Annotated in this window: 19 protein-coding genes and 3 tRNA genes; 13 read left to right on the forward strand and 9 right to left on the reverse strand. The window is 62.3% G+C overall.

Translation table 11 applies throughout. The features are described 5' to 3' along the window. Nucleotides 1-82: 82 nt before the first annotated feature. The 7 genes from hybE to ACB030_RS02540 all read right to left on the reverse strand — a co-directional run bounded on the left by hybE (nt 83) and on the right by ACB030_RS02540 (nt 6825). Nucleotides 83-613, reverse strand: a complete 531-nt coding sequence (gene hybE / locus ACB030_RS02510; protein ID WP_371157769.1) for a hydrogenase-2 assembly chaperone — start codon at nt 611-613, stop codon at nt 83-85. Then, nucleotides 595-1125, reverse strand: a complete 531-nt coding sequence (locus ACB030_RS02515; RefSeq protein WP_371157771.1) for a HyaD/HybD family hydrogenase maturation endopeptidase — start codon at nt 1123-1125, stop codon at nt 595-597. The genes hybE and ACB030_RS02515 overlap by 19 nt, the downstream gene beginning before the upstream one ends. After that, on the reverse strand, nt 1125-2828 hold the full coding sequence (gene hybC / locus ACB030_RS02520) for a hydrogenase 2 large subunit (protein ID WP_371157773.1): 1704 nt from the start codon (nt 2826-2828) through the stop codon (nt 1125-1127). The genes ACB030_RS02515 and hybC overlap by 1 nt, the downstream gene beginning before the upstream one ends. Beyond that, nucleotides 2825-4012: a Ni/Fe-hydrogenase cytochrome b subunit gene (gene hybB / locus ACB030_RS02525; protein WP_042648477.1), complete on the reverse strand. Its 1188-nt coding sequence runs from the start codon at nt 4010-4012 to the stop codon at nt 2825-2827. The genes hybC and hybB overlap by 4 nt, the downstream gene beginning before the upstream one ends. Beyond that, complete coding sequence (gene hybA / locus ACB030_RS02530) at nt 4005-5054, reverse strand: hydrogenase 2 operon protein HybA (protein WP_371157775.1); 1050 nt, start codon at nt 5052-5054, stop codon at nt 4005-4007. Before hybA ends, hybB begins: the two co-directional genes overlap by 8 nt. Beyond that, on the reverse strand, nt 5051-6184 hold the full coding sequence (gene hybO / locus ACB030_RS02535; protein WP_139439456.1) for a hydrogenase 2 small subunit: 1134 nt from the start codon (nt 6182-6184) through the stop codon (nt 5051-5053). The genes hybA and hybO overlap by 4 nt, the downstream gene beginning before the upstream one ends. A 251-nt stretch (nt 6185-6435) precedes the next feature. Next, entirely contained in the window at nt 6436-6825 is a 390-nt protein-coding gene (locus tag ACB030_RS02540; protein WP_371157777.1) for a hypothetical protein, read from the reverse strand. Nucleotides 6826-7067: 242 nt separating this feature from the next. Between ACB030_RS02540 and ACB030_RS02545 the strand changes: the two genes are divergently transcribed. Then, nucleotides 7068-8282, forward strand: a complete 1215-nt coding sequence (locus ACB030_RS02545) for a hypothetical protein (RefSeq protein WP_371157779.1) — start codon at nt 7068-7070, stop codon at nt 8280-8282. Nucleotides 8283-8780: 498 nt separating this feature from the next. On the opposite strand, the gene ACB030_RS02550 is transcribed toward ACB030_RS02545, so the two are convergent. Both ACB030_RS02550 and dauA read right to left on the reverse strand, forming a co-directional pair. Beyond that, a tRNA-Ser gene (locus ACB030_RS02550) sits at nt 8781-8868 on the reverse strand. A gap of 270 nt (nt 8869-9138) precedes the next feature. After that, entirely contained in the window at nt 9139-10875 is a 1737-nt protein-coding gene (dauA, locus tag ACB030_RS02555; RefSeq protein ID WP_202045197.1) for a C4-dicarboxylic acid transporter DauA, read from the reverse strand. Between the two features lie 653 nt (nt 10876-11528). On the opposite strand from dauA, the gene ACB030_RS02560 reads away from it, so the two are divergent. From ACB030_RS02560 to ACB030_RS02615, 12 genes are all read left to right on the forward strand, one after another. After that, a tRNA-Asn gene (locus ACB030_RS02560) sits at nt 11529-11604 on the forward strand. A gap of 2 nt (nt 11605-11606) precedes the next feature. Continuing rightward, nucleotides 11607-11682, forward strand: a tRNA-Asn gene (locus ACB030_RS02565). Between the two features lie 311 nt (nt 11683-11993). After that, nucleotides 11994-13430: a circularly permuted type 2 ATP-grasp protein gene (locus ACB030_RS02570; RefSeq protein ID WP_371157782.1), complete on the forward strand. Its 1437-nt coding sequence runs from the start codon at nt 11994-11996 to the stop codon at nt 13428-13430. Then, nucleotides 13424-14350, forward strand: a complete 927-nt coding sequence (locus tag ACB030_RS02575) for an alpha-E domain-containing protein (RefSeq protein WP_247626688.1) — start codon at nt 13424-13426, stop codon at nt 14348-14350. Before ACB030_RS02570 ends, ACB030_RS02575 begins: the two co-directional genes overlap by 7 nt. Next, nucleotides 14347-15147, forward strand: a complete 801-nt coding sequence (locus ACB030_RS02580; protein ID WP_371157784.1) for a transglutaminase domain-containing protein — start codon at nt 14347-14349, stop codon at nt 15145-15147. The genes ACB030_RS02575 and ACB030_RS02580 overlap by 4 nt, the downstream gene beginning before the upstream one ends. Before the next feature lie 31 nt (nt 15148-15178). Then, nucleotides 15179-15880, forward strand: coding sequence for a peptidase (locus ACB030_RS02585; RefSeq protein WP_371157786.1), 702 nt, complete (start codon nt 15179-15181; stop codon nt 15878-15880). An 87-nt stretch (nt 15881-15967) separates the two neighbouring features. Beyond that, the gene (locus ACB030_RS02590; RefSeq protein ID WP_371157788.1) at nt 15968-16453 is read left to right on the forward strand and encodes a YqhA family protein; all 486 of its coding nucleotides are present in this window, start codon (nt 15968-15970) and stop codon (nt 16451-16453) included. A 122-nt stretch (nt 16454-16575) separates the two neighbouring features. After that, complete coding sequence (locus ACB030_RS02595) at nt 16576-17025, forward strand: hypothetical protein (RefSeq protein WP_371157790.1); 450 nt, start codon at nt 16576-16578, stop codon at nt 17023-17025. A gap of 4 nt (nt 17026-17029) precedes the next feature. Next, the gene (locus tag ACB030_RS02600; protein ID WP_371157792.1) at nt 17030-20011 is read left to right on the forward strand and encodes a YncE family protein; all 2982 of its coding nucleotides are present in this window, start codon (nt 17030-17032) and stop codon (nt 20009-20011) included. Next, a complete protein-coding gene (locus ACB030_RS02605; protein ID WP_371157794.1) occupies nt 20011-20835 on the forward strand; it encodes an FTR1 family protein in 825 nt (274 codons plus the stop codon). The genes ACB030_RS02600 and ACB030_RS02605 overlap by 1 nt, the downstream gene beginning before the upstream one ends. 80 nt (nt 20836-20915) lie before the next feature. After that, the gene (locus ACB030_RS02610) at nt 20916-22343 is read left to right on the forward strand and encodes an NAD(P)/FAD-dependent oxidoreductase (RefSeq protein ID WP_371157796.1); all 1428 of its coding nucleotides are present in this window, start codon (nt 20916-20918) and stop codon (nt 22341-22343) included. Between the two features lie 142 nt (nt 22344-22485). Further along, nucleotides 22486-23061 (forward strand): hypothetical protein, encoded by a 576-nt coding sequence (locus ACB030_RS02615; protein WP_371157798.1) that lies wholly within the window; start codon nt 22486-22488, stop codon nt 23059-23061. The last annotated feature ends 101 nt before the right edge of the window (nt 23062-23162 follow it).

Consider the following 23162-nt stretch of genomic DNA (forward strand, 5'->3'; position numbering starts at 1 on the left):
CCACCCGACGCAGGGCGCCGGGCGACACATCGAACGAGGGGGCCGACAGGGGCCCCCGATATATGGCGGATGATCCCTGAAACTAGGACTCGGTAGCGCCTAGCCCCTGGCTGCGGCGGGCTCCAAACAGCCGGCGCCGACCCAGATCCACGCCGACGGCACCTTGCTGCACCGGCAAGGAGTGCAGCATCTTGAGGGTGTTGCTCACCAGCGAGCGCCCCTGCTCGGCCCCGAGATGGGGATCGAGCGGCGACATCAGGGAGCAGGCCAGCAGCTGACCACTTTCGGGCAATTCCCCCACCATAAAGGTCATATTGCCGCAGGGGAGCTGCAGGGCGAGCCGATCGCTGCTGCTGCGCACCGGCCAACGTTGATCCGGCCCCGGCAGCACCACCAGGCTCAGCATCCAGGGGGTGAGCACGCAACCGAGCCACTGCTCTTCAAACAACACGCACTCCGCCACTATGGGCATGGTGGCGTGATAGAAGGGCAGCCCTTGCATCTGTTCCCGGGCGATCCGCTCGTACTGGGCCACCAGCAGCGGCGCGGGATTGCTGGCAAAACCGGCAAACTCCTGTACGGCATCAACCTCGCTTAAATGGGACTGCGCCATAAGCCCTCCTGCTCCTGTTTTGCCCGCTCGGCGTCGGAGAGCGCAATGGCGGGGGCGCCAACACTGGCCAGCAGGGTCAAAATCCGATCCGTCGCCTCCCCCATGGCAGCCGCCACTAGCGGGGTGAGGCCGATGCGGGGTTCGAGGGACTCAGGCTCGACCCCGATCAGGGTGAGCCGCTTGGGCGACTCCCCCGTCATGTGCAGCGCCGAGAGCACGTCCGCCAACCCCAGCTGATGGGGGGAGATCTTGCGGCCAAACAGGATCGGGATCTCCTCATCCTTCAGAGTCACGACGGTGCCCGGCGGGTTACCGCTGCGCACCGCATCCGCCAGAATGATGTGGTCGCGACTGGCCATGGCTTCAAGCAGCTCCATACCCGCCGTGCCGCCGTCCAGCAGCTCGATGCCGGGGGCGAAACGGTAGTCGCGCCCCAGCCTCTCGACGATGCGCACCCCCACCGCCTCGTCACTCAACAGCAGGTTGCCCACGCCTAGGATCAGGGTGTTCATCACAGCACCTTCACCTGAGTCGTTTCGCCATTCTGGGTATCCACCACGTGGACCGCGCAGGACATGCAGGGGTCGAACGAGTGGATGGTGCGCACCACCTCCAGCGGCTTGGCGGGATCCGCCACCGGGGTGCCCACCAGCGCCTGCTCGTAGGGGCCGGGCTCGTCATTGAAGTTGCGCGGGCCCGAGTTCCAGGTCGATGGCACCACCGCCTGATAGTTGGCGATCTTGCCCTCCTTGATGACGATCCAGTGGGAGAGCATGCCCCGCGGCGCCTCTTCAAAGCCCACCCCGCGAAACTCCTTGTCCGCCGGGATCTCGGCCTTGATATAGGCGGTGGTATCCCCCTTGCCGATGTTGTCCACCAGCGCCTTCCACTGGTGCGCCAGGGTGTCTTTCAGCACACAGCAACGCACCGCGCGACCGATGATGCGGCCCAGGGTGGAGTGCAGTTGTTCGGTCTTGATGGCCGAACCGGTCAGCGCCTTGTAGATGCCGTTCAGCTGATCGAAGTGCGCCACCGTCTCCGGGTGCTTGGCGGCGAGCTTCACCAGCAAGTCTGCGAGCGGCCCCACCTCCACCACCTTGCCGTAGAAGGTGGGGGATTTGACCCAGGAGTATTTGCCGTCATCCTGCCAGCCGGTGTAGTCGGGCTCGGTCTTGCCCTCCCAGGGTTTTAGGGGCTCGTCATCCTTGTACCAGGCGTGCTTGTTGCTCTCGGCGATGCCGTCCATCAACCAGCCATCCTGATGGCTCTCGATGGGGCGATACCCCGCCAGATTGCCATTCTCGATATAGCCGCCCGGCATCAGGAAGCTGCCGCCATTGGCGTCGGTGGGGAGCTCGGGCACGCTCAGGTAATGCTTGGCCCCCTGCCCCAGTGTCAGCCACTCGGGGTAGTGCGCGGCTATGATGGCGGCATCCACCTTGTAGACCTGCTCGATAAACTCGCCGAGCCGATCGATAAAGCTCTTCACATAGAGCAGCCGCTCCAGGTTGAGCACGCTCGGCGCATCCAGATTGATGGGGTTGGCCACGCCGCCCACCGCCAGATTCTGAATGTGGGGGGTCTTGCCGCCGAGGATGGCGACGATGCGGTTGGCATCGCGCTGGCACTCCAGTGCCTGCAGGTAGTGAGCCACGGCGATCAGGTTCACCTCCGGGCTCAGCTTCATCTCCTTGTGACCCCAGTAACCGTTGGCAAAGATGCCGAGCTGGCCGCTGGCTACCAGCGCACGGATCTTCTCCTGCACCTTGGTCAGCTCATCGGCACTATTGAGGGACCAGGTCGATACCCCCTTGAGGATATCCGCCGCTTTTTGCGGATTGGCCTGCAGCGCCGCCGTGATGTCCACCCAGTCCAGCGCCGAGAGCTGGTAGAAGTGAACGATGTGATCGTGGATGTTGTGGGCCGCGATGATGAGGTTGCGGATGAACTGTGCATTGACCGGCACCTTGGCGCCGATGGCGTTCTCCACCGCCCGCACCGAGGCGATGGCATGGATGGAGGTGCATACCCCGCAGATGCGCTGCACTATCATCCAGGCATCGCGCGGGTCGTTGCCCTTGACGATCTCCTCCATCCCGCGCCACATGGTGCCGGACGACCAGGCTTTGGTCACTTTTCCGCCTTCGATTTCGCAGTCGATACGCAGGTGCCCCTCAATGCGGGTGATGGGGTCTATGGTGATACGTTGGCTCATACGTTGGCTTTCCCTCGGGCCTGATAATCTTGGTGAACACGTTCAAGTGATGGCAGTACCGGCAACAGCCGGATCAACAGCAAATAGGCACACACCTCGATGGCAACGAAGCCCAGGGAGATCAGCACCTCCTCTGCGGAGGGGAAGTAGTGGTAGCCATTGCCGGGGTTGAAGGCGAGCAGGGAGTAATCCAGTCGCCAGAGGGCTGCGCCCAGCAGCATGCTGAGGGCCCCCAGGAACAACATGCGCGAATCGCGGCGGCTCTTGTCCCAGTGGAACACCAGCAGCGGGAAGATCATCAGCGCAATCTCGCTCCAGAACATGATGGAGAAGCGATTGAGATCGGAGAGGTACTCCGACTTGTCATTGATGACGATCTCGGCAAAGCGCAGCGCCACAAACAGGATCAGGAAGATGTCGATCACCTGAGTCAGCTTGTAGAACAGCGACTTCTCATTGGGGCCACGCCCCGCCAGCCCCGCCTGCACCAGCGAACCTTCAAACACCACTATGGAAAAGCCCATGATGAATGCGGTCAGAAGCGAAAAGACCGGCAGCAGCTCGTAGCTTTGCCAGAGCGGATGGATCTTCTCCCCCGCGACGATCATCAAGGAGCCCATCGAGGATTGGTGCATGGTGGGCAACAGTGCCCCCAGCGCCAGCACGAAGAACATGATCTTGTTGAGGCGAATGAGTGACGCCTTCCAGCCGAACTTCTCCAGCAGCACGGGCGCAAACTCCAGCGCCATCACCCCGATATAGATGGTCATGCAGACCGCCGTCTCGAACAGTACCGAGGAGGTGTTGAAGTGACCGGGCAGGTAGAAGTAGGGCAGGTTCCAGTAACGCCCCACGTCTATGGTGATGGAGAGACCCCCCAGCGAATAGCCGAACAGACTTGCCAAGAGTGCAGGTCGCACCAGAGGGTGATATTCGCCCCGGTTGAACACATAGACCGCCCAGGCCAGTGCCCAGCCGCCACAGGCAAAACCGGTGCCGATCAAGAGATCGAACGAGATCCACAACCCCCAGGGATAACCGCCGTTCAGATCGGTGACCGAACCCAGCCCGAAGAAGAGACGCTTGAGGATAAGCATGCCGCACAGCACGGCAAAGGGGGCCAGCACCAGCACCGGCCAGCTGACCAGCTTGCCGCCGAGGGGATGTGCCTTGTGATTACTCATGATCCTTGCCTCCCTTTGACGAGCCCTGATCGTGACGACTGTCCGGCCCATGCCCCTCGTCATCATGGTGATCCTGACCGTGCTTCTTGCTGTTGCGGCGAATGAGCACAGAAAGACCGGTCAGCACCACCATGGGCAGCACCATCCCCTTGTAGAGGGTGTGCTGGATATGCTCGGAGCGGGCCCCGGCGGAGAGCTCCGGCAGGTCGGGCATGTCGAGCTTGGTATAGGGCACCCCGGCCAGCACCAGCACCTGGGTGCCGCCCCCCTCCTTCTCGCCATAGACGTAAGGTTGGTAGTTGGGCACCTCGTGCAGGTAGGGATCGTTGGCGCTGAAGGTCTGGCGCGGATAGGCATATTCACTGCCAGGGGTCGCCAGCAGGCGGCGCTTGGCCTCGGCCATCAGATCCTCGCGGGTGCCGAAAATCACGGCGCCGGTCGGGCACACCTCGACACAGCCGGGCAATTTGCCCTGGCTGATCCGCTCAAGCCCCTTCTGGTTGCAAAGCTCGCACTTGTGGATCGCCCCCAGCGGATTGTCGTAGTCATATTTGGGCACATCGAACGGGCAGCCCACCATGCAGTAGCGGCAGCCGGTGCAGACGTCCGGATCGTAGTGAACGATGCCGGTCTTGGGATCTTTACGCAGAGCCTGCACCGGACAGACCGAGACACAGTTGGGATCGACGCAGTGCATGCACTGCTTCTTGATGTAGGCATAGCCATCCACCAGCTGATCCTTGTGCTCGCCCGTGCCGCTCTTCCACACCTGAATGATGTTGTTGGTGTAGGGTGTCAGCTTGTCGTTGGTAGACCAGGTCTGTGCGCCCTCCGGATTGGACGGGTTGCCATTCAAACGCTGACACTCCGCCACACAGGCCTGACAGCCGACGCAGAGGGTGGAGTCGTAGAGCATGCCGAGCGACCCGGGAATGGGCGGCTTGTTCTTGGCCGCCGCCATGGCTCGGCCGGGCACGCTTGCCCCTGCCGCCAATGCACTGGCGGAGGCAAATTTGAGGAAATTGCGTCTGTTCACGGTCATTCCTCCCGTGATGGGTGCTGCCCGGCTTCGTGGCGCTTCTGCTGGCGACCGAGTTCACGCACCGTCATCAGACTCACTCCCACCAGCACCCCGAGGGCTCCCCCGATGAGACCCGTGGCTGTGGGCGAGGTATAGCCCCCCTCCTGGATCTTCACATCGGGTTTATCCACCCGCGGGGTCGGGTTCTCGACCTTGGCGAGCTGGAAGATCCCCTTGCTGAAACCCACCCCCTGCTCGTTGCAGCCATAACAGGGGTGGCCGATGCCGACCGGCCAGATGCCGCCGCCCACATCGCAGAACTCCAGGGTCGAGCAGTTGCCGTAGGTCTCCGGTCCCTTGCAGCCCAGATGGTAGAGGCACCAGCCCTGACGGTGGCCCTCGTCACCAAACTCCTTGGCAAAACGCCCTGCATCGAAGTGCGGACGACGTTCGCAGTTCTCGTGGATCAGCCGCTCATAGGCAAACAGCGGACGCTTCTTGCTATCCAGCGCCGGCAGCTTGCCGTAGGTGATGTAGTAGGCGACCGTGGTGAGGAAGTTGTGGGGATTGGGCGGGCAACCCGGGATATTGATGATGGGGGTGCCGATGTTGCCTAGGGCTTCCTCCAGACTGACTGCACCGGTCGGGTTGCCGCCGCTGGCGGGCACGCCGCCCCAGGCGGCGCAGGAGCCGATGGCGATGACGGCGGCCGCGTCACTTGCGGCACGGCGAATATGGTCGACGATGGGCTCACCGGCCACCATGCAGTAGACGCCACCATCTTTGAGCGGAATGGAGCCATCCACCACCAGCACATACTTGCCTTTGTAACGCTTGATGGCGTTGTGCTTGTTCTCTTCCGCCTGATGACCAAAGGCCGCCGAGAGCACCTCGTGGTACTCCAGCGAAATGGTATTGAGGATCAGGTTCTCGATGGTGGGGTGGGTGGCACGCAGCAGCGACTCGGTACAGCCGGTACACTCCTGCGCCCCAATCCAGATCACCGGCGGCCGCTCGGGGCTGGTGAGTGCGGTGGCCATCTTTGCCACCGCATTCTGGCTTAATCCCAGGGTTGCGGCCATCCCGGCGCACAATTTCATAAAGTCACGGCGATTAATTCCATGAGCCGATAAAAATGTATCCTCGACCATTCTTTTTATTCCCGTCAGTGAGCATTGTTTGACAAATGCTTAATGGCGGGAATGCTATGCCTCCCCCTTGACTCCCATGTTGATCTTTATCAAACAGAAACACATTACTTACCCATGCTGCCGACATAATGAAATAAAAAATCTATATGTAACATATGCTTATTAAAAACCTCACCACCCCCAAAATACCCACAAAGTGGTATTTTTTGCGCTTTTTGAATTAAATAAATATAAATTACGCCCTATTCAGGTCATGCGTCATGAAAAATGAAAGCGTTGTCACAGTATTTTCTATTTGATGCTGTTAATCGACCATTTAACCCCATGACATCGCCTTGGGATAAATAACACTTCATTGGTCCAGACGACCAGACCGCATAATAATTAATCATCACATCTCGATTGACAGAATTAAGATGGCCAGTTGAATGATACAAATCATCGATGCTGATCGACAGGAGGGTTCCCTGCATTTCGCGATCAGGCGTCACCCCTTCTGGGACGTTTAACCACCCGTTGTGTACATCAGACGCAATGAGGGACTGCATCTGCAAGGCCTGTTCAAAAAGCAACACACAGGGATGGCAAAATAGGCTGGTTATCACACCATGAGCATGGGCAAACGCTATACCTATAGCCATGGGGCTTGGCTCAGTGGCACTGAGATGGAACCCGCCGTCATGGCAGTCATTTTCCTCTGCCAATCCTGTTGCATATGGGATTTTCAGCCAACACAGAGGCTGAGTTCAGGGGATCTGTCATGGTGCACTCATGACACCAAGCCCTAATCCCTGCCCGCTGCGTCTTCGCCTTACACCTTGGTGACAAGGGGAGTCAAGGCCGGCTGGATGGCACATTTATCACACAGCAAGGTGGTCCCATCATGTCGCATCACAGGCCTGTCACCCCGCCCGATCCCCTCAGCCCTCCCCTGTCCGATCCCAGCAACTTCTCCCTGATCCTGGGAGGCCCCCTCTATCAGCTGTGGAGCCGGGCGCATCTTGGTGACATAGAGGCGCACATCAGGCGACGGATCCTTGTCCTCTGCGGGATCTGCTGGCTGCCCCTGTTGCTGCTGTGCGGGTGGGAAGGCAGCCTGCTGCAAGGGGTGGCGGTGCCCTTTCTGCTGGACGTAGAGACCCATGTTCGCTTTCTCATCTGCGTCTCCTTGCTGGTGCTCGCCGAGCTCGTCGTCCACCAGCGCATCCGGGGGATCGTCAGTCAGTTCATCGAACGGGGGCTGATCTCGCCACCCTACTTGCCACGTTTTCATGACGCCATTCGCAGCGCCATGATCTGGCGAAACTCGATCCCCGCGGAGGTCGGGCTCATCCTGCTGGTCCTCTCTATGGGGTACTTCATCCGGACCCACACCTTCGTCCTGGAGTCCTCGACCTGGTACGCCACCATGGAAGAGGGAAACCCAACCCTGACCCTGCCCGGCTTCTGGTTCTTCTGGGTGAGCAACCCCATCATCCAGTTCCTGCTCCTGCGCTGGCTCTACCGCCTCCTTATTTGGACCCGCTTCCTCTGGCAGGTTTCCCGGATCCCCCTCTCCCTCATGCCGACCCATCCCGATCGCAACTGCGGCCTCGGCTTTCTCGGGGGCTCGGCCTACGCCTACTCGCCGCTGCTGACCGCTGTGGGGGCCCAGCTGGCCGGCTTTATCGCCAACCGGATCTTCTATGACGCCGCCGTGCTCACCGCCTACAAGTCGGAGATCATTCTGCTCGCCGGCTTCGGTTTGCTGCTGGTGCTGGCGCCGCTGACGGTCTTTGCCCCCCATATTCTGGCGGCCAAGCGTCTGGGGCTGCGGGAATACGGCGCTCTTGCCGCCGAATACAGCCGCAGCTTCGAGCACCGCTGGCTGCGCACGACGGACAGAGACGGGGAATCCCTGCTCGGCGCCTCGGATATCCAGTCCCTCGCAGATTTCGGCAATGCCTATGCCGTCATCAAGGAGGTCAGACCCATGCCATTCAGTCGGGACATGTTCCTGCAGCTGGTGCTCGCCACCGTGGTGCCCTTCCTGCCCCTGCTCCTCACCCTGTTCTCCTTCGAGGCTCTGCTCGACAGGCTGGTGGGGGTGATCTTCTGATGCGGGTGGGGAAGGAAAAGGCGGCATAAGACGGAGGGATTACCGCCTCCGGCAAGGAAATTCAGCCATCCTGCGCTGAAGCCGAGGAGATGAGGGCCCCAACAGCAAAAAAGCCCGACCATCAGGTCGGGCTTTGAATGTGGCGATGGGTCGGGATTGACTCGCGCCATCCCTGGCACTCGCCCTACGGGCAGCCTTCGGCTGTCCAAGGGGGCTATCCTGCCCTCTTGTCGAACCAGGGTCCGAACCGAGCCGCCCCTCGCTGGGCATCAGGGAATGTGATAACCCAGATGCAAAAAGCCCGACCATCAGGTCGGGCTTTCAATTTGGCGGTGGGTCGGGATTGACTCGCGCCATCCCTGGCGCTCGCCCTACGGACAGCCTTCGGCTGTCCAGGCGGGCTATCCTGCCCTCTTGTCGAACCAGGGTCCGAACCGAGCCGCCCATCACCGGATAAAGTAAAAGGGCCTGTCTTGCGACAGGCCCTTTTACTTTATTTGGCGGTGAGGGAGGGATTCGAACCCTCGATACGTTGCCGTATACACACTTTCCAGGCGTGCTCCTTCAGCCACTCGGACACCTCACCAAATTTTTACTTCTTGAAGTGGCTTTCGGAGCACGCTGCGCGTGCATCTTGCCGACTTCGTCGGTGGGCAGCCACTGGAGCACCGCACCAAAGTTCTGTCTGTGGTTTAACGTGTTCAGCCAACACGGGTTCGCTGCGCTGCTGCGCTGGAACGGGGCGTAATGTAAGGGATAGGAGCATGCCGGTCAATCTCATTTTTCATCTTTTGCCATCGTTTGCTCAATTTGCGAACCAACTGACCAAAAAGATGCCGTTTCCTATCCCTTTCCGTCAATTTTCAACCGCTTCGTGCAAATGTTCCCCTCTGATAGCCTCCTCCAGCGAGCCGTAGAACTCCAGCTCACCCGGGACAGGGCGCACCTTTGCCCGCGCCAGGGTCTTGAGGGGCTGGAACTGCAGCTCGGCCACCTTGAGCTGGACGCCCGACTTGGCCATGCGCCTGGCAAATTGCTGGAAGGCAGAGAGCCCACCGGCATCCAGAATGGAGACGGCCTCCATCTGCAGGATCAGCGCCTTGTGCTCCCCCACCTGGGCCAGCAACTCGTCGAAGACCCGCTCCGCCGCAGCAAAGAACAGGGGACCGTTGATCTTGTAGAGCAGGGTCTGCGCCGGCACTTCGCTGGCATAGCGACCGTGCTCGGCCAAGTTGTGCAGCTTGGTCATCTTGGCAATCTCGCGCATAAACAGCAGGGACGCCAGGATCACCCCGAAGGTGATGGCGATGACCATGTCGAAGATGACGGTCAGCGACAGGCAGACCAGCAGCACCAGCACGTCCGAACGGGGCGCCCGGCGCACCAGATCCACCACCTTGTGGGCCTCGCTCATGTTCCAGGCCACCAGCAGCAGCAGGGCGGCCATGGCGGAGAGCGGCAGCCAGGAGAGCCAGGGGGCCAGCACCAGAATGGCCGCCAGCACCACCAGCGCATGGACGATGCCGGAAATGGGCGAGGTGGCACCGGCCCGCACGTTGGCGGCGGAGCGCGCGATGGCGGCCGTCGCCGTGATGCCGCCGAAGAAGGGGGCGAGGATGTTGCCTAGCCCCTGCCCCACCAGCTCGCCGTTGGAGCTGTGCTTGCGCCCCGTCATGCCATCCAGCACCACGGCGCAGAGCAGGGATTCGATGGCTCCCAGCATGGCCATGGAGAAGGCGGCGGGCAGCAGCCGCTCTATGGCGGCGAGGTTCCACTCCACCGGCGCCCCGTCCGGCCCGGGCAGGGCCCAGGGCATCACCAGGGTCGGGGCTATGGGGGGGATCCCCATGCCCTGGGTGCCATCGGCCAGGGTATAGCTGAACTTGCTGCCTATGGTGGCCACGTCCACCCCGAACTGGTGCAGACCGAAAGCCAGACCGACACCCACCAGCACGGCCGGCAGATGACCCGGCACCGGCAGCCGCAATCTGGGCCAGAGCAACAGCACTGCCAGGGTGGCCACCCCCACCAGGGTGTCACCCCACTGCCAGCTGGGCAGGGCATGGGCCAGCGCCTGCACCTTGCCGACATAGGTTTCCGGCATTTCGGGAACGTGCAGGCCGAAGAAGTCCTTGATCTGCAAGGTGGCGATCACGATGGCGATACCGCCCGTAAAGCCAAGCGTCACCGAGGGCGGAATGTATTCGATGAGGCGGCCGAGGCGCGCCATCCCCATGGCCACCAGGAAGAAGCCGGAGATGAGGGTCGCCATCAAGAGGCCCCCCACCCCAAATTGCTGGGCCACCGGATAGAGGATCACCACGAAGGCGGCAGTGGGGCCAGAAATCGAGAAGCGCGAGCCCCCCGTCACGGCGATGACGATGCCGGCGATGATGGCGGTGTAGAGGCCGTGCTGGGGCGGCACCCCGCTGGCGATGGCCAGCGCCATGGCGAGCGGAATGGCGATGATGCCGACCGTGATGCCGGCGATGAGGTCGCGGCCGAAGCGCGCCACGCTATAGGGTTCATCGATGCAGGATTGGCGCAATGCGATAGCCAGCTTCACGCCTTGTAAGGAAGCTTGATTGTGCATGTCTAGGGTAATACCAGAAGAGGGAGACAAAGGCCGGGGTGAACCGGCACCCGATCATCATCAAGGGCCGGCAGAGCTGTCGACGCGGCGATGGTATCCAGAGCAACCATACCCGAGCCGGCCCGATAATTCGATGGGCAGGATCAAGAAATGGCCATTAGCCCGCATTATTGTCATCGATAGCTCGCATATCGCCGATTTTCCCAGCCATCCCTTCAGCTCTCTGCTCATCGCGAGCCAGCATCTTCCCCGCATCCCCCTCCCAACGCCTCAGAGGCAAGCCCATCGACAATGGGTATATCGCCAATTATCCCAGACATCCCTTCAGTAACCCGGCCATCACGAACCGGCATCTTCACCGCATCCCCCGCACATCCGCTCAGAGGCAAGCCCATCGAGAGGCACATGCATCACTTCCCCCTCCATGATCGGCTCATCCATTGCCGGCCCCCTCCAGGCCGGGGCGCGCCTTCACGGCCGGATCAACCGTGGCTGCCGGCGGAGGCATCTCAAGCTGCTGATTGTGCTGAAAATAGTCCACAGCGCCCAAGTTTTGGGCAAACGGGCCGAAAAGCCCTTTTTCCGTGGAATGGCGGGTTGACACCCGTCCGGGGGATCATTAATATCCGCTGCGTCTCGACGAGACAGGCAATTCCTCCTTAGTTCAGTCGGTAGAACGGCGGACTGTTAATCCGTATGTCACTGGTTCAAGTCCAGTAGGAGGAGCCAATTCCCTCGTAGTTCAGTCGGTAGAACGGCGGACTGTTAATCCGTATGTCACTGGTTCAAGTCCAGTCGAGGGAGCCATCTTCTAAAGCCCAGTCTCAGGACTGGGCTTTTTCGTTTCTCCTGCCCCAGGGCGGGGCAGGACGAAGCAACGCGGCCTCCCCTCCCTGTCCGTCTCTGCTCATCGCGCCCGGGGGCGCTGCCACAAGATGGCGCAGGGCTACCCTCTATGGGGTACCAGTCTGGTGCGACGCCCTTTGCCCCATGCTGACAGAATAATCATCCATATGATTTATCAGCAGAAAATTACTGATATCGGCCTTCATAGCGACTCAATTGACTGGCACAGCCCTTGCAATTCCTGACCTCAGGGACGTCACAAGGAGTTGCCTATGCTACCCATCAAGCCGCCCGGACCCGGTTGCTACGACGAGATGTTGCTCGCCGACAACCAGTTTCGCGATCACTACCACGCCTACCTGGCGTGGCTGCACCAAACCAACGAGAAGAGCATAGAACGCAAGCGTGAGGAGGCCGATCTGCTGTTTCACCGGGTCGGCATCACCTTCAACGTCTATGGGGATGGTGACGGCGCCGAGCGTCTCATCCCGTTCGACAGCATTCCCCGCATCATCCCCGCCCGGGAGTGGCAGCATCTGGACAAGGGGATCCGCCAGCGCGTCACCGCCCTCAACGCCTTCCTGCACGACATCTATCACGATCAGCGCATCCTGAAGGCGGGGGTGATCCCGGCCGCCCAGATCCTCACCAACGCCCAGTACCAGCCCTGCATGCAGGGTGTCGACCTGCACCGCAACACCTATGTCCATATCACAGGGGTGGACATCATCCGCAACAGCGACGGCGACTACTACGTGCTGGAGGACAACCTGCGCACCCCCTCCGGGGTCTCCTACATGCTGGAGAACCGCAAGATGATGATGCGCCTCTTCCCTGAGCTGTTTCACAACCAGCCCATCGCGCCGGTGGAGCGCTACCCGGCCCTGTTGCTGCAGACCCTGCGCGAGAGCAGCCCGGTGGACAACCCCTGCGTGGTGGTGATGACCCCGGGCCGCTTCAACAGCGCCTACTTCGAGCACAGCTTCCTCGCCCAGCAGATGGGGGTGGAGCTGGTGGAGAGCGCGGATCTGGTGGTCAAGGATGGCCAGGTGCTGATGCGCACCACCACTGGGCTGAAAAGGGTGGATGTCATCTATCGCCGCATCGACGACGACTACCTGGATCCCCTCGCCTTCAACCCGGACTCCCTCATCGGCGTGCCGGGCCTGCTGTCGGTCTACCGCGCCGGCGGCGTGGTGCTGGCCAATGCCATCGGCACCGGGGTGGCGGATGACAAGTCCATCTACCCCTATGTGCCTGAGATGATCCGCTTCTATCTAGGAGAGGAGCCCATCCTCAACAACGTCCCCACCTGGCAGTGCCGGGAACCCGATGCCCTGGCCTATGTGTTGGCGCACCTGGAAGAACTGGTGGTCAAGGAGGTCCATGGCGCCGGCGGCTACGGCATGCTGATCGGCCCCTGCGCCAGCCGCGAGGAGCTGGCCCGTTTTCGCGAGCTGCTCAAGGCCAGGCCCGACAACTACATCGCCCAGCCGACGCTCTCCCTCTCCACCTGCCCCACCTTCGTCGAGGCGGGCATCGCCCCCCGCCACATCGACCTGCGTCCCTTCGTGCTCACCGGACAGGAGCTTCGCCTGGTGCCGGGCGGCCTGACCCGGGTCGCCCTCACCGAAGGCTCCCTGGTGGTCAACTCCTCCCAGGGCGGCGGCACCAAGGACACCTGGGTCATGGAGGGCAACCCATGCTGAGCCGCACCGCAAGCGAACTCTACTGGATGTCCCGCCATCTGGAGCGGGCGGAGAACACGGCCCGCATGCTGGACGTCACCCAGACCATGTCGCTGATGCCCTCCATCGACGCCGATCACAGCGAGCTGGTGGCCCCCCTCACCATCAGCGGCACCCACGAGCCCTTCCTGGCCCGCTACGGCCAGGTGAACATGGAGAACCTGCTGCAATTTTTCTGCTTCGACGAGGAGAACCCGAGCAGCATCTTCAGTTGCCTGCGCATGGCCAGGGACAATGCCCACGGGGTGCGCGGCAAGATCCCAGGAGAGGTGTGGGAGAGCATCAACGCCGCCTGGATAGAGATACGCAGGCGCCGCAAGGCGGGGCTGTCCAGCGGCCAGGCCCAGGAGTTCTTCGACTGGATCAAGGAGCGATCCCATCAGTTCCGTGGCGCCACCTACGGCACCATGATGCGGGGGGACGTGCTCTGGTTCCTGCGCCTTGGCACCTTCATCGAGCGGGCCGACAACACGGCGCGCATCCTGACCGTGAAGTATCAGGTGATCCGGGAGGACGAGGACAGCGTGCGCGAGTTCTACCGCTGGAACGCCCTGCTGCGCTCGGTGGGGGCCTACGAGGCGCACCAGACCCTCTACAAGACCCTCTCCCACGCCTCCATCGCCGAGCTGCTGATCCTGCGCAACGAGGTGCCGCGCTCCCTGCGTGCCTGCCTCGACGAGATGGAGCACATCCTGGCCCAGATCGAGGGCAACGCCGGCCAGGCGCCCCGGCGCCTCACCACCATACTCAACGCCCATCTGACCTATGGCGCCATCGAGGATGTGTTCGCCCTCGGCATGCAGGCGTACCTGAGGGACTTTCTCAGCGACATCGGCGCCATCGGCCAGAGCATCCACGCCGCCTACCTGGAGGTATTATGAGACTCATCATCGATCACCAGACCCGCTACCACTATGCCGACGTGGTGCGCCGCAGCACCCAGTACCTGCGCCTGACCCCCCACAGCACGGCGCGCCAGCAGATCCTCTCCTGGCAGCTGGAGCTGCCCGGGGAGGCCACCTGCACCACGGACGGCTACGGCAACATACTGCACGTGCTGAGCCTGGAGTCCCCCCACGAGGGGATATTGATCCGCGCCCATGGCGAGGTGGAGATCTGCGACGACGCCCTGGAGGATGAAGAGCACTCCCTCATCTCCCCCCTGAGCTACCTGAGGCCCACCCCCCTCACCAGTCCGACCCCGGCCCTGCGGGATCTCGCACAATCCTGTCTGCCAGAGGAGCCCACCCTGGCCGATCTGCAGGGGCTGATGGCACGCATCCTGGTGCTGATGCCCTATCAACCCGGCAGCACGGACGCCACCTTCAGCGCCGACGAGGCCCTCGCCTCGGGCAGCGGCGTCTGTCAGGACCACACCCATGTGTTCCTGGCCTGCTGCCGCCATGCCGGCCTGCCAGCGCGGTACGTGAGCGGTTACCTCTACAGCCAGGACAGCAGCCACGTGGCGATGCACGCCTGGGCCGAGGTGTGGATCGAGGCGCGCTGGCACACCTTCGACGTCACCAACCTCACCTGCTCCGCCAGCGAGCACCTCAAGCTCGCGGTCGGCATGGATTACCTGGATGCCTGCCCGGTGCGCGGGGTGCGCTACGGTGGCGGCTGCGAGCAGTTGCAGAGCCAGGCGCGGGTCACCCGCCTGGATGGGCAGCAGCAATGAGGGCCCGGGACGCGCTGGCGGGAGGGCGGCCATGACCTATTGCGTCGCCATGTGCCTGCAAGATGGCATCGTCTTCGCCTCAGACTCGCGCACCAATGCGGGGGTGGATCACATCGCCACCTTCCGCAAGCTGCACCTCTTCACCCAGGAGGACAGGGTGATAGTGCTGCAAAGCGCCGGCAATCTGGCCACCACCCAGAGTGTCATCAGCCTGCTGACACAGGGGCAGGAGCTGCTTGCCCTCCCCAGCCTCTACGAGGTCGCGGCCCTCATCGGCCAGACCATACGCACCGTCATCAGCCGGGATGGGGGCCAGCAGCAGGGGCATGTCAACTTCGGCTGCAACATACTGCTGGGGGGGCAGATCCGGGGGGAGCGCCACCGCCTGTTCCACATCTATCCGGAGGGCAACTTCATCGAGGCGGGCCCGGACACCCCCTACTTCCAGATAGGGGAGAGTAAGTACGGCAAGCCCATCATAGATCGCATCATCCAGTACGAGACGCCGCTCCAGACCGCCATGCAGTGCGCCCTCATCTCCATCGACTCGACCCTGCGCAGCAATCTGTCGGTGGGCTTGCCCCTGGATGCGCTCGTCTATTCCGAAGGGAGCTTCTCGGCGGCACAGCTGCACCGCATCACAGAGCAGAACCCCCACTTCCAGGCCCTGCGCAAGGCCTGGGGCGAGGGGTTGCAGCGGCTGTTCCGAGAGCTTCCCCCCTTCCCCCTCTGAACGGGCGAGGGAGCGCCATGGCGCTTTCCCGCCCCCCTCTTTCCAGATATTCTTGCTGCCATTCGCTTCCCTCTCAATGGAGTCCCCATGCGCCGCTTCAACTTAATGCTCAACGGCAGCCGGCTGATGATGTTCCCCTTCTATGTCTGCATCCTGATCTGCGTCGTCCTCTTGATGGTGAAGTTCGCCATGCAGCTCTATGTGCTGAGCCGCGACATCATCGAGATCCACTATCTGGATCTCATCACCGGGGTGCTCACCCTGGTGGACTTCGTGCTGGTGGCCCAGATGCTGATCCTGGTGGCCCTGTGCGGCTATGTGCAGTTCATCAAGACCCCGGAGCAGCGGGCGGCCCTGGGGGACAACTGGCTCCACAAGATCAACTTCGCCTCCCTGAAACTCATCGTCATCAACTCCCTGGTGACCATAGCCGGCATCGAGGTGCTCAAGGCCTTCCTGGACGATGGCATCGGCAACGAGACCGAGATGAAGTGGTCTGTCATCGTGTTTCTCGCCTTCTCCACCGCCGCCCTCATCTACGCCATCACCGAGCGGCTGGCGGATCACAAGTGACCCGCCCCTGATTTCATTCAGGATCTATTCATCAGCAGCCGAATTGATAACTCTTTTCATTACCCTTACCCCATTGTAAACTTGCTCGCCCCGGGCTGAACTGCCCGGGTGCTGGAGCACCCATGACAAGCCTTTCCCTCTCACCGCGACAATTCTGGCAATGGCTGGCCTATCACCATCAGGCCGCCGAGAGCTCCCTCTACCTGATGTTCTTCTCCGGCCTGCTGCTGTGGGAGCCGCTGACCCCGGTCTGGTCCCTGGCGCGCTGGAATCTGTTTCTCCACGTGATGCTTTCGCTCACCCTGTTTCCCCTGCTGTTTGGCGCCTTCTGGCTCTCCCATCGCAGCCTGCTGAACAAGAGCCGCAGACCTTTCTTGCGCACCACGGGGCGCATCATCGAAGCCTTGCTGCTGGTCTGTCTGGCAAGCGGATTGCTGCTGGTGCTGCATGGCACCCCGGGGGATAGCCTCGGCAACCTTGCCAGCTGGGCCCACTGGCTGAGCGCACTCGCGTTGACGCCCCTGGTGCTGCGCCACGCCTGGCGCTGGACCATCTTGACATGGCGCACCTGATCTTATGTTGAAGTGGTTGTTATCCCTGATGTTCGCCGCCCTGCTGCTGGGCACCGCCTCGGCCCAGGAGATGGGCGCGGCCATGATCGCCTATGACGAGGGCGACGCCCCTCGCCTGCTGGTGGCCAACCAGAGCGCAGGCTCCGTCACCCTGCTTGAACGGGGCAGCGGCAAACGGCTGAAAGAGGTGCAGCTGGGGGGGGATCTGCGCCAGCTTGCCCGCGCCGATGACGGCACCCTGCTGGTGACCGACTACAGCGGCGATCGCCTGCTGCTGCTGGACGAAGATCTCGAGCTGGAAAAGGCGATCCCCACCGGCCATAGACCCTATGGCGTCATCTTCGATGCCAAGCGGCAGTGGTTCTGGGTCACGCTGTTCGAATCAGCTCGTCTGCAGGCCTACGACAGGGCGGGCAAACTCCAACTGGATGCAGAGACTGCCGAGACCCCCCGCGGGCTCGCCCTGACCGACGACGATCGCCTGCTGCTGACCCACGCCATGACAGGCCAGCTCGCCATCTATGATCTCGCCAAACTGGGCAGCGGGCTAACGGGCGCCACCTTGCCCAAGCCGCGTCTCATCACCCTGGCCGAGACCCACAGCGCGCCCCCTACTGGAAAAGCGAGCGACTCCCAGGGGCTGCCGCGCCTGCTGGATGGCATCGCCCTCTCCCCCGATGGCAGCGAAGCCTGGCTGCCCCACGTGCTCTGGAGTTTCGACCACCCCTTCCAGTTTCAGAGCACCGTCTTTCCGGCCGTCTCCATCATCGCTCTCGATGAGGAGAAAGAGCGGGTCGATGAAAGAAAGCAGCTCTTTTTGCAGATCAACCTGCCAAGCGTCGGCAACCGCAGCCAGATCGTCTCCAATCCCTTCGCGGCGCGCTTCGCCGCCGATGGCAAGCGGGTCTACCTGACCCTGGCGGGCTCGGAAGATCTGCTGGTGTTCGACCTGTCGCGCAGCGGCAAATCCAACAACAACCGCCACCGCCGCAAGAAGTTTCAGGGGGGCGCCAAGGCGACCCAGCTGTTGCGTCACCTGCCAGGCCAGAATCCTCGGGATCTGCTGATCGACGGCGACCATATTCTGGTGCACAACGCCATGGGGCAAGATCTCACCCGTCTCAACAGCGGCGGCAGCGGCCCGTTTGCCCGGGTCACCGTGGATGTGCCCCACTTCGCCAAACTGGTGGAGACGGATCCCCGCCCCGAAGCCCTCAAGCGCGGCGAGCGGTTGTTCAACCTGGGCAACACCGCCGCCAACAGCCGCTTCCCCATGGCGGGGGACAACTGGATGAGCTGCAACTCCTGCCATCTGGACGGGTTCAACTTCACCAACCGCCATCTGATGGCGGCCCATCGCCAGAAGAGCGGCGACAATGCCATCAACGGCCACGCCAACCTCGCCAACATGGTGGCGGGGGATTTTGTCGGCGAATACCTGCGCATGACCCAGCAGACCCAGGGCGGCATGGGTCATGACACCCGGGATGGCGCCGAGCAGGTGGATCCCGCGAGGCCCCAGCCCGAGGTGCAGGCGATGATGGTGGATCTGCACGCTTTCGTGACCAGTGATGGCAACCTCCCCTATCTGGCCAACTGGCTGCGGCTCGATGCCCCGCGCAGGGATCCCGCCAAGGCGCCGACCACTCATCCCAAGGAGTGGCTCAACTCCGCCTCCTGCCAGAACTGCCACAGCCAAGCGTTCAAGGATTGGAGCGAGAGCAACCACCGACTGATGGGCAACTCCCACCCCTACTACAAGGTGGTGCAGGCGCTGGCCCGCGAAACCGAAGGGGAAGCCTTCGGTCAGTGGTGCCAGGGCTGCCATATGCCCCAGCAGGTGCTGAACGGCCAGCAGGAGCTGCCCAAGGGCTCCCACATGTTCGAGCAGGGCGGCGCCTCGCTGATTGCCGCCCACCAGGCTGGCGAACCCGTTGTTGAAGAGGGCACCAGCTGCGTGCTCTGCCATCGCATCACCAAAGTCGAAGACGCCGGCGGCAACAGCGCCTTTACGGTCAATTTGAAAGACCGCGAGAGCTATGTGTTCGAGGATGCCCCGGGTGGCAGCCTCAAGCACTGGCTGGCCGAGCGGCAGATCAATGCCCGCCCCGCCATGCACAAGGCCTCCTACCAGAAGGATTTCTACCAGGATGCGGCCCTGTGCAAGTCCTGCCACAACGAGTTTGCCCCGGGCACAGGCGCCAATATCGTCAATACCTGGGATGAGTGGGAGAACTCCAGCTTTGCGAACGCTGAAGATCCCGCCAGGCGGCGCACCTGCATCGACTGCCATATGAACCCGGAGCCGGGCAATGGCGGCGCGCCGGTGGCGGGCCAGTCCACCGAAAACGGCACAGTGAAAGAGCGCCTCTATCGCCACAACTTTACCGGTGCCCAGCACCAGCTGGTGGGGTTACGAAATCCCGCGCTCGAGCAAGAGAGCCTGGCGCTGCTGCGCTCCAGCGCCACCCTCTCTGCCCGTATCGAACAGGCTGCCGATAGTCAGCAGCTGGTGGTGCGGGTCGCCAATACCGGCGCAGGCCATGCCCTGCCCACCGGGGTCGCCGATTTCCGTGAACTCTGGCTGGAGCTGACCGTCACCGACGCCACCGGCAAGCTGGTGCTTGCCAGCGGCCAGCCTGTAGATGGCGCCGTCCCTGAGGATGCGCGGCTGTTCAGAAAAGTGTTCGGCGATGCCGAGGGCAAGCCGGTGGGGCTCAAGTTCTGGCGCTACGCCAAGCTCTTGGAAGATACCCGCATTCCGGCCGATGGCTGGCGCGATGAAGCCTGGCCGCTGCCCGCGGATGCCCGTGGGCCCTTCAAGGCCGATATCAGACTCAATTTCCGCACCTACCCCAAGTGGGTCAGTGATGCGGTGCGCGCCGCCGAGCCGAGCTTGCCGGCGCCACCCATAGTGCAGCTAAATCGGTTGCAACTTACCTTGCAGCCTCTCCCCATCACGCCCGCTACGGAGCCTCAATCCTGATGTTTGCAAGTTTTCTCATTACCCTGCGCGAGGGGCTGGAAGCCTTCCTGCTGGTCGGCATCTGCCTCTCCTACCTCGCCAAGCTGGGGGCGAGCCGCTACAACAAGCTCATCTATCTGGGGGTGGGGCTGGGCCTCGTCGCCTCCCTCGTGGTCGCCTTCCTGTTCCAGGTGGTGGTGAGCCAGTTCGAGAGCGAGCGCTACAACCACCTCTTGATGGCGGGGATCCTCATTTTTGCCACCCTGGTGCTCACCTATATGGCGATCTGGATGCAAAAACAGGCCAAGTCCCAGGTGGGGGCCATGACGGCGCGCATCGACGCCGCCATCGACGGCGGCAACCTGTTTGGGCTGGTGCTGCTCGCCTTCCTGGCTGTGATGCGCGAAGGGTTTGAAACCGTGCTCTTCTTCTCCGCCCTGATCTACTCCGGGCAAGGAGTGGATCTGCAATCCGGCCTCATAGGCGCGCTGGCAGGACTGCTGGTCTCTGTGGTGCTGGTGTGGGGGCTGCTGCGCTCCACCCGCAAGGTGGCGCTGGCCCCCTTCTTCCGCTGGACCGGGCTGCTGATCATCATCATAGCCGCGGGTCTGCTGTCGTCAGCCGTCAACATGTTGCAGGCAGCGGACATCATCACCTTCTGGACCACGCCGGTGTTCGACATCAGCCACATTCTCGACGATCAGGGGGTCTTCGGCACCTTCCTGCGCGCCCTGTTTGGCTACAATGCCTCGCCGGCCGGCTTGCAGCTGCTGACCTGGGCCGCCTATCTGGCAGTCTTCGTCACCCTCTGGCAGCGCAGCTATCGTCCTCGGGTTCAGGGATAACGCCGCCCCGGTTGCAACCCCATTCGGGGGCCGCGCCCTGGCGCGGTTTCCTTATCTATCAAGCAGTGTCGGAAAAGCGCATGAGCGATAACAACAAGAAGAAGAAGATTGCGGTACTGGGTGCCGGTCCCGCCGGTCTGATGGCCGCCTGGCGCCTCTGCCAGGCCGGTTTTGCGGTCACCCTGTTCGAGCAGGAGCCGGTCGTCGGCGGCATGTGCGCCACCCAGACCTTCAAGGGACGCGATGGGGAGTATCGCTTCGACTACGGCGGTCACCGCTTCATCACCAAGAACCCCGAGCTGCTCGCCTTTATCGACGAGCTGATGGGAGACGACTTGCTCCACGCCGAGCGAAAGAGCGTGATCCGCTTTGGCGGGCGCACCTATGACTACCCCCTGAACCTGCCGAACCTGCTCAAGACCGCCCCCCTGCCGCTGATGGCGGGTGCGGTGAAAGACTTGCTGCTGTTGCCTTTTGCCAAGAAGCCGGACGATTTTGCCAAGGCGAGCTTTGCCGAGTGGATCCAGAGCCACTTCGGTCGCACCCTCTACCGCCAGTTCTTCGAGGGCTACACGGCTAAGCTGTGGGGCATCAACCCGGACAAACTTTCCGCAGACTGGGCCGGTCAGCGCATCAGCCTGATTGACCTTAAAGACGTGGCGCGCCGCCTGCTGCCAAGACGCAACGGCAACCTCTCGGTACGCACCTATGCCCGCAAATACCGCTACCCCAAATATGGCTTCGGCCAGATCTTCGCGACCCTGGGCGAGCGGCTGGTGGCCGAAGGTGTTGAGCTCAAAACCGGCGCCACCATCACTCGCCTTGAGCAGGCTGATGGCCGCATTGAACGGGTTTATTGGTCACAAGATAACGTTGAGCAGAGCGCCGCCTTTGATCAGGTGATCTCCACCCTACCGCTGCCACTCACCTGTCAGCATCTGGGCTTGCCGTGCGATCTGCACTACCGGTCGCTTCGCTTCGTCAATATGCCGCTCAAACAGGAGAACCTGTCGGACAACACCTGGCAGTACCTCTCCGACCCCCATATTCTGGCCACCCGCTTGCAGGAGCCGCGCCGCCGCAGCCCCTTTATGGCGCCACAAGGCCAGACCTCGGTGATGCTGGAGATCCCCTGCAATCCGGGGGATGCCACCTGGCAAGCACCGCTTGCTAATCTGCGCGGCCGGGTCACCGCCGATCTGGCAAGCCTCGGCGTGGACACCACCAAGCTTGGCGATGAGACCTTCGAAGCCCGCAGTGAGTACGCCTATCCGCTGATGGATCTCGGCTATCAGGCACGTCGCAACGACGCCATCAAGGCGCTGATGCCTATAGCCAACCTCATCATGACCGGCCGTCAGGGGACATTCCGCTACATCTTCACCGACACCGCCATGGAGATGGGGATGATGGCCGCCGACATGGTGATCGACGGGGTGGACAGACGCCACGCCATCTTCAACCATCGCAACGAAAATACCGTGATCGAAACCCAGAGCGTGGCGTGAGAACCATTGCCGGTGTCCAACAGGTAGACAGACGCCGCAACACCTTCAACCATCGCAATGAAAATACCGTGATCGAGACCCAGCGCGTGGCCTGACCGCCACGCCATTGGCATAACCTCTTGGCATAAGTAAGGAGAACAGGATGACCATCCGCCCGGGTTTACTCGCCCTCACCCTGCTGCTGACGCTCAGCGGACTGACCCTGAGCGGTCAGGCACAGGCTTACTCCTACGCCGCCGCCGGCAAGGAGCCGCTGATCGATGCCCGCGAGGCACTGCTGACCGCCGCCACGGACGGCAAGGATGCCAGCGCCACCTTGAGCGAGATTGCCGACGAGCTGACCTATCTGGAACAGCACCACAAGGTCGAACTGCAAGCGCCCCTGGCCGCCGCCATCAAGGGGAAAGACGCCGCCGCCACCGCCGCCCTGCTCAACCGCGCCTACAAGGCGGAGATCGAGCGCCGCCTCGAGGGGGCGGCTCAGAACCTTGGCGACTACCAGACCGCCAAGGTGCTGGTGGTCAAGAGCAAGCGCTTCCTCGACTTGATCCTCCCCTCCCTCAATGAAGGGGATCGCAAGGCCGCCGAACAGGCGCTGGCCAGGGTGCTGGATGCCATCGGCAACCCGGGGGTATTCGGAGTGGGCGCCAAGCCCGCCGATGCCGCCGCCTTTAGCGATGCAGAAAAAGCGCTGATGGCCGTGCTGGCGCCGCTCTGATCACTCCCGCCCCATCGATGACGACGGAGCCCCTCATCCCCGGCCCTTCTCCCGCAAGGGGAGAAGGGGGGCATCACTACGGCCGATTACGCTTCGCTAAT

The organism is Aeromonas sp. S16(2024) (assembly GCF_041403065.1).
Classification (GTDB): Bacteria; Pseudomonadota; Gammaproteobacteria; order Enterobacterales; family Aeromonadaceae; genus Aeromonas.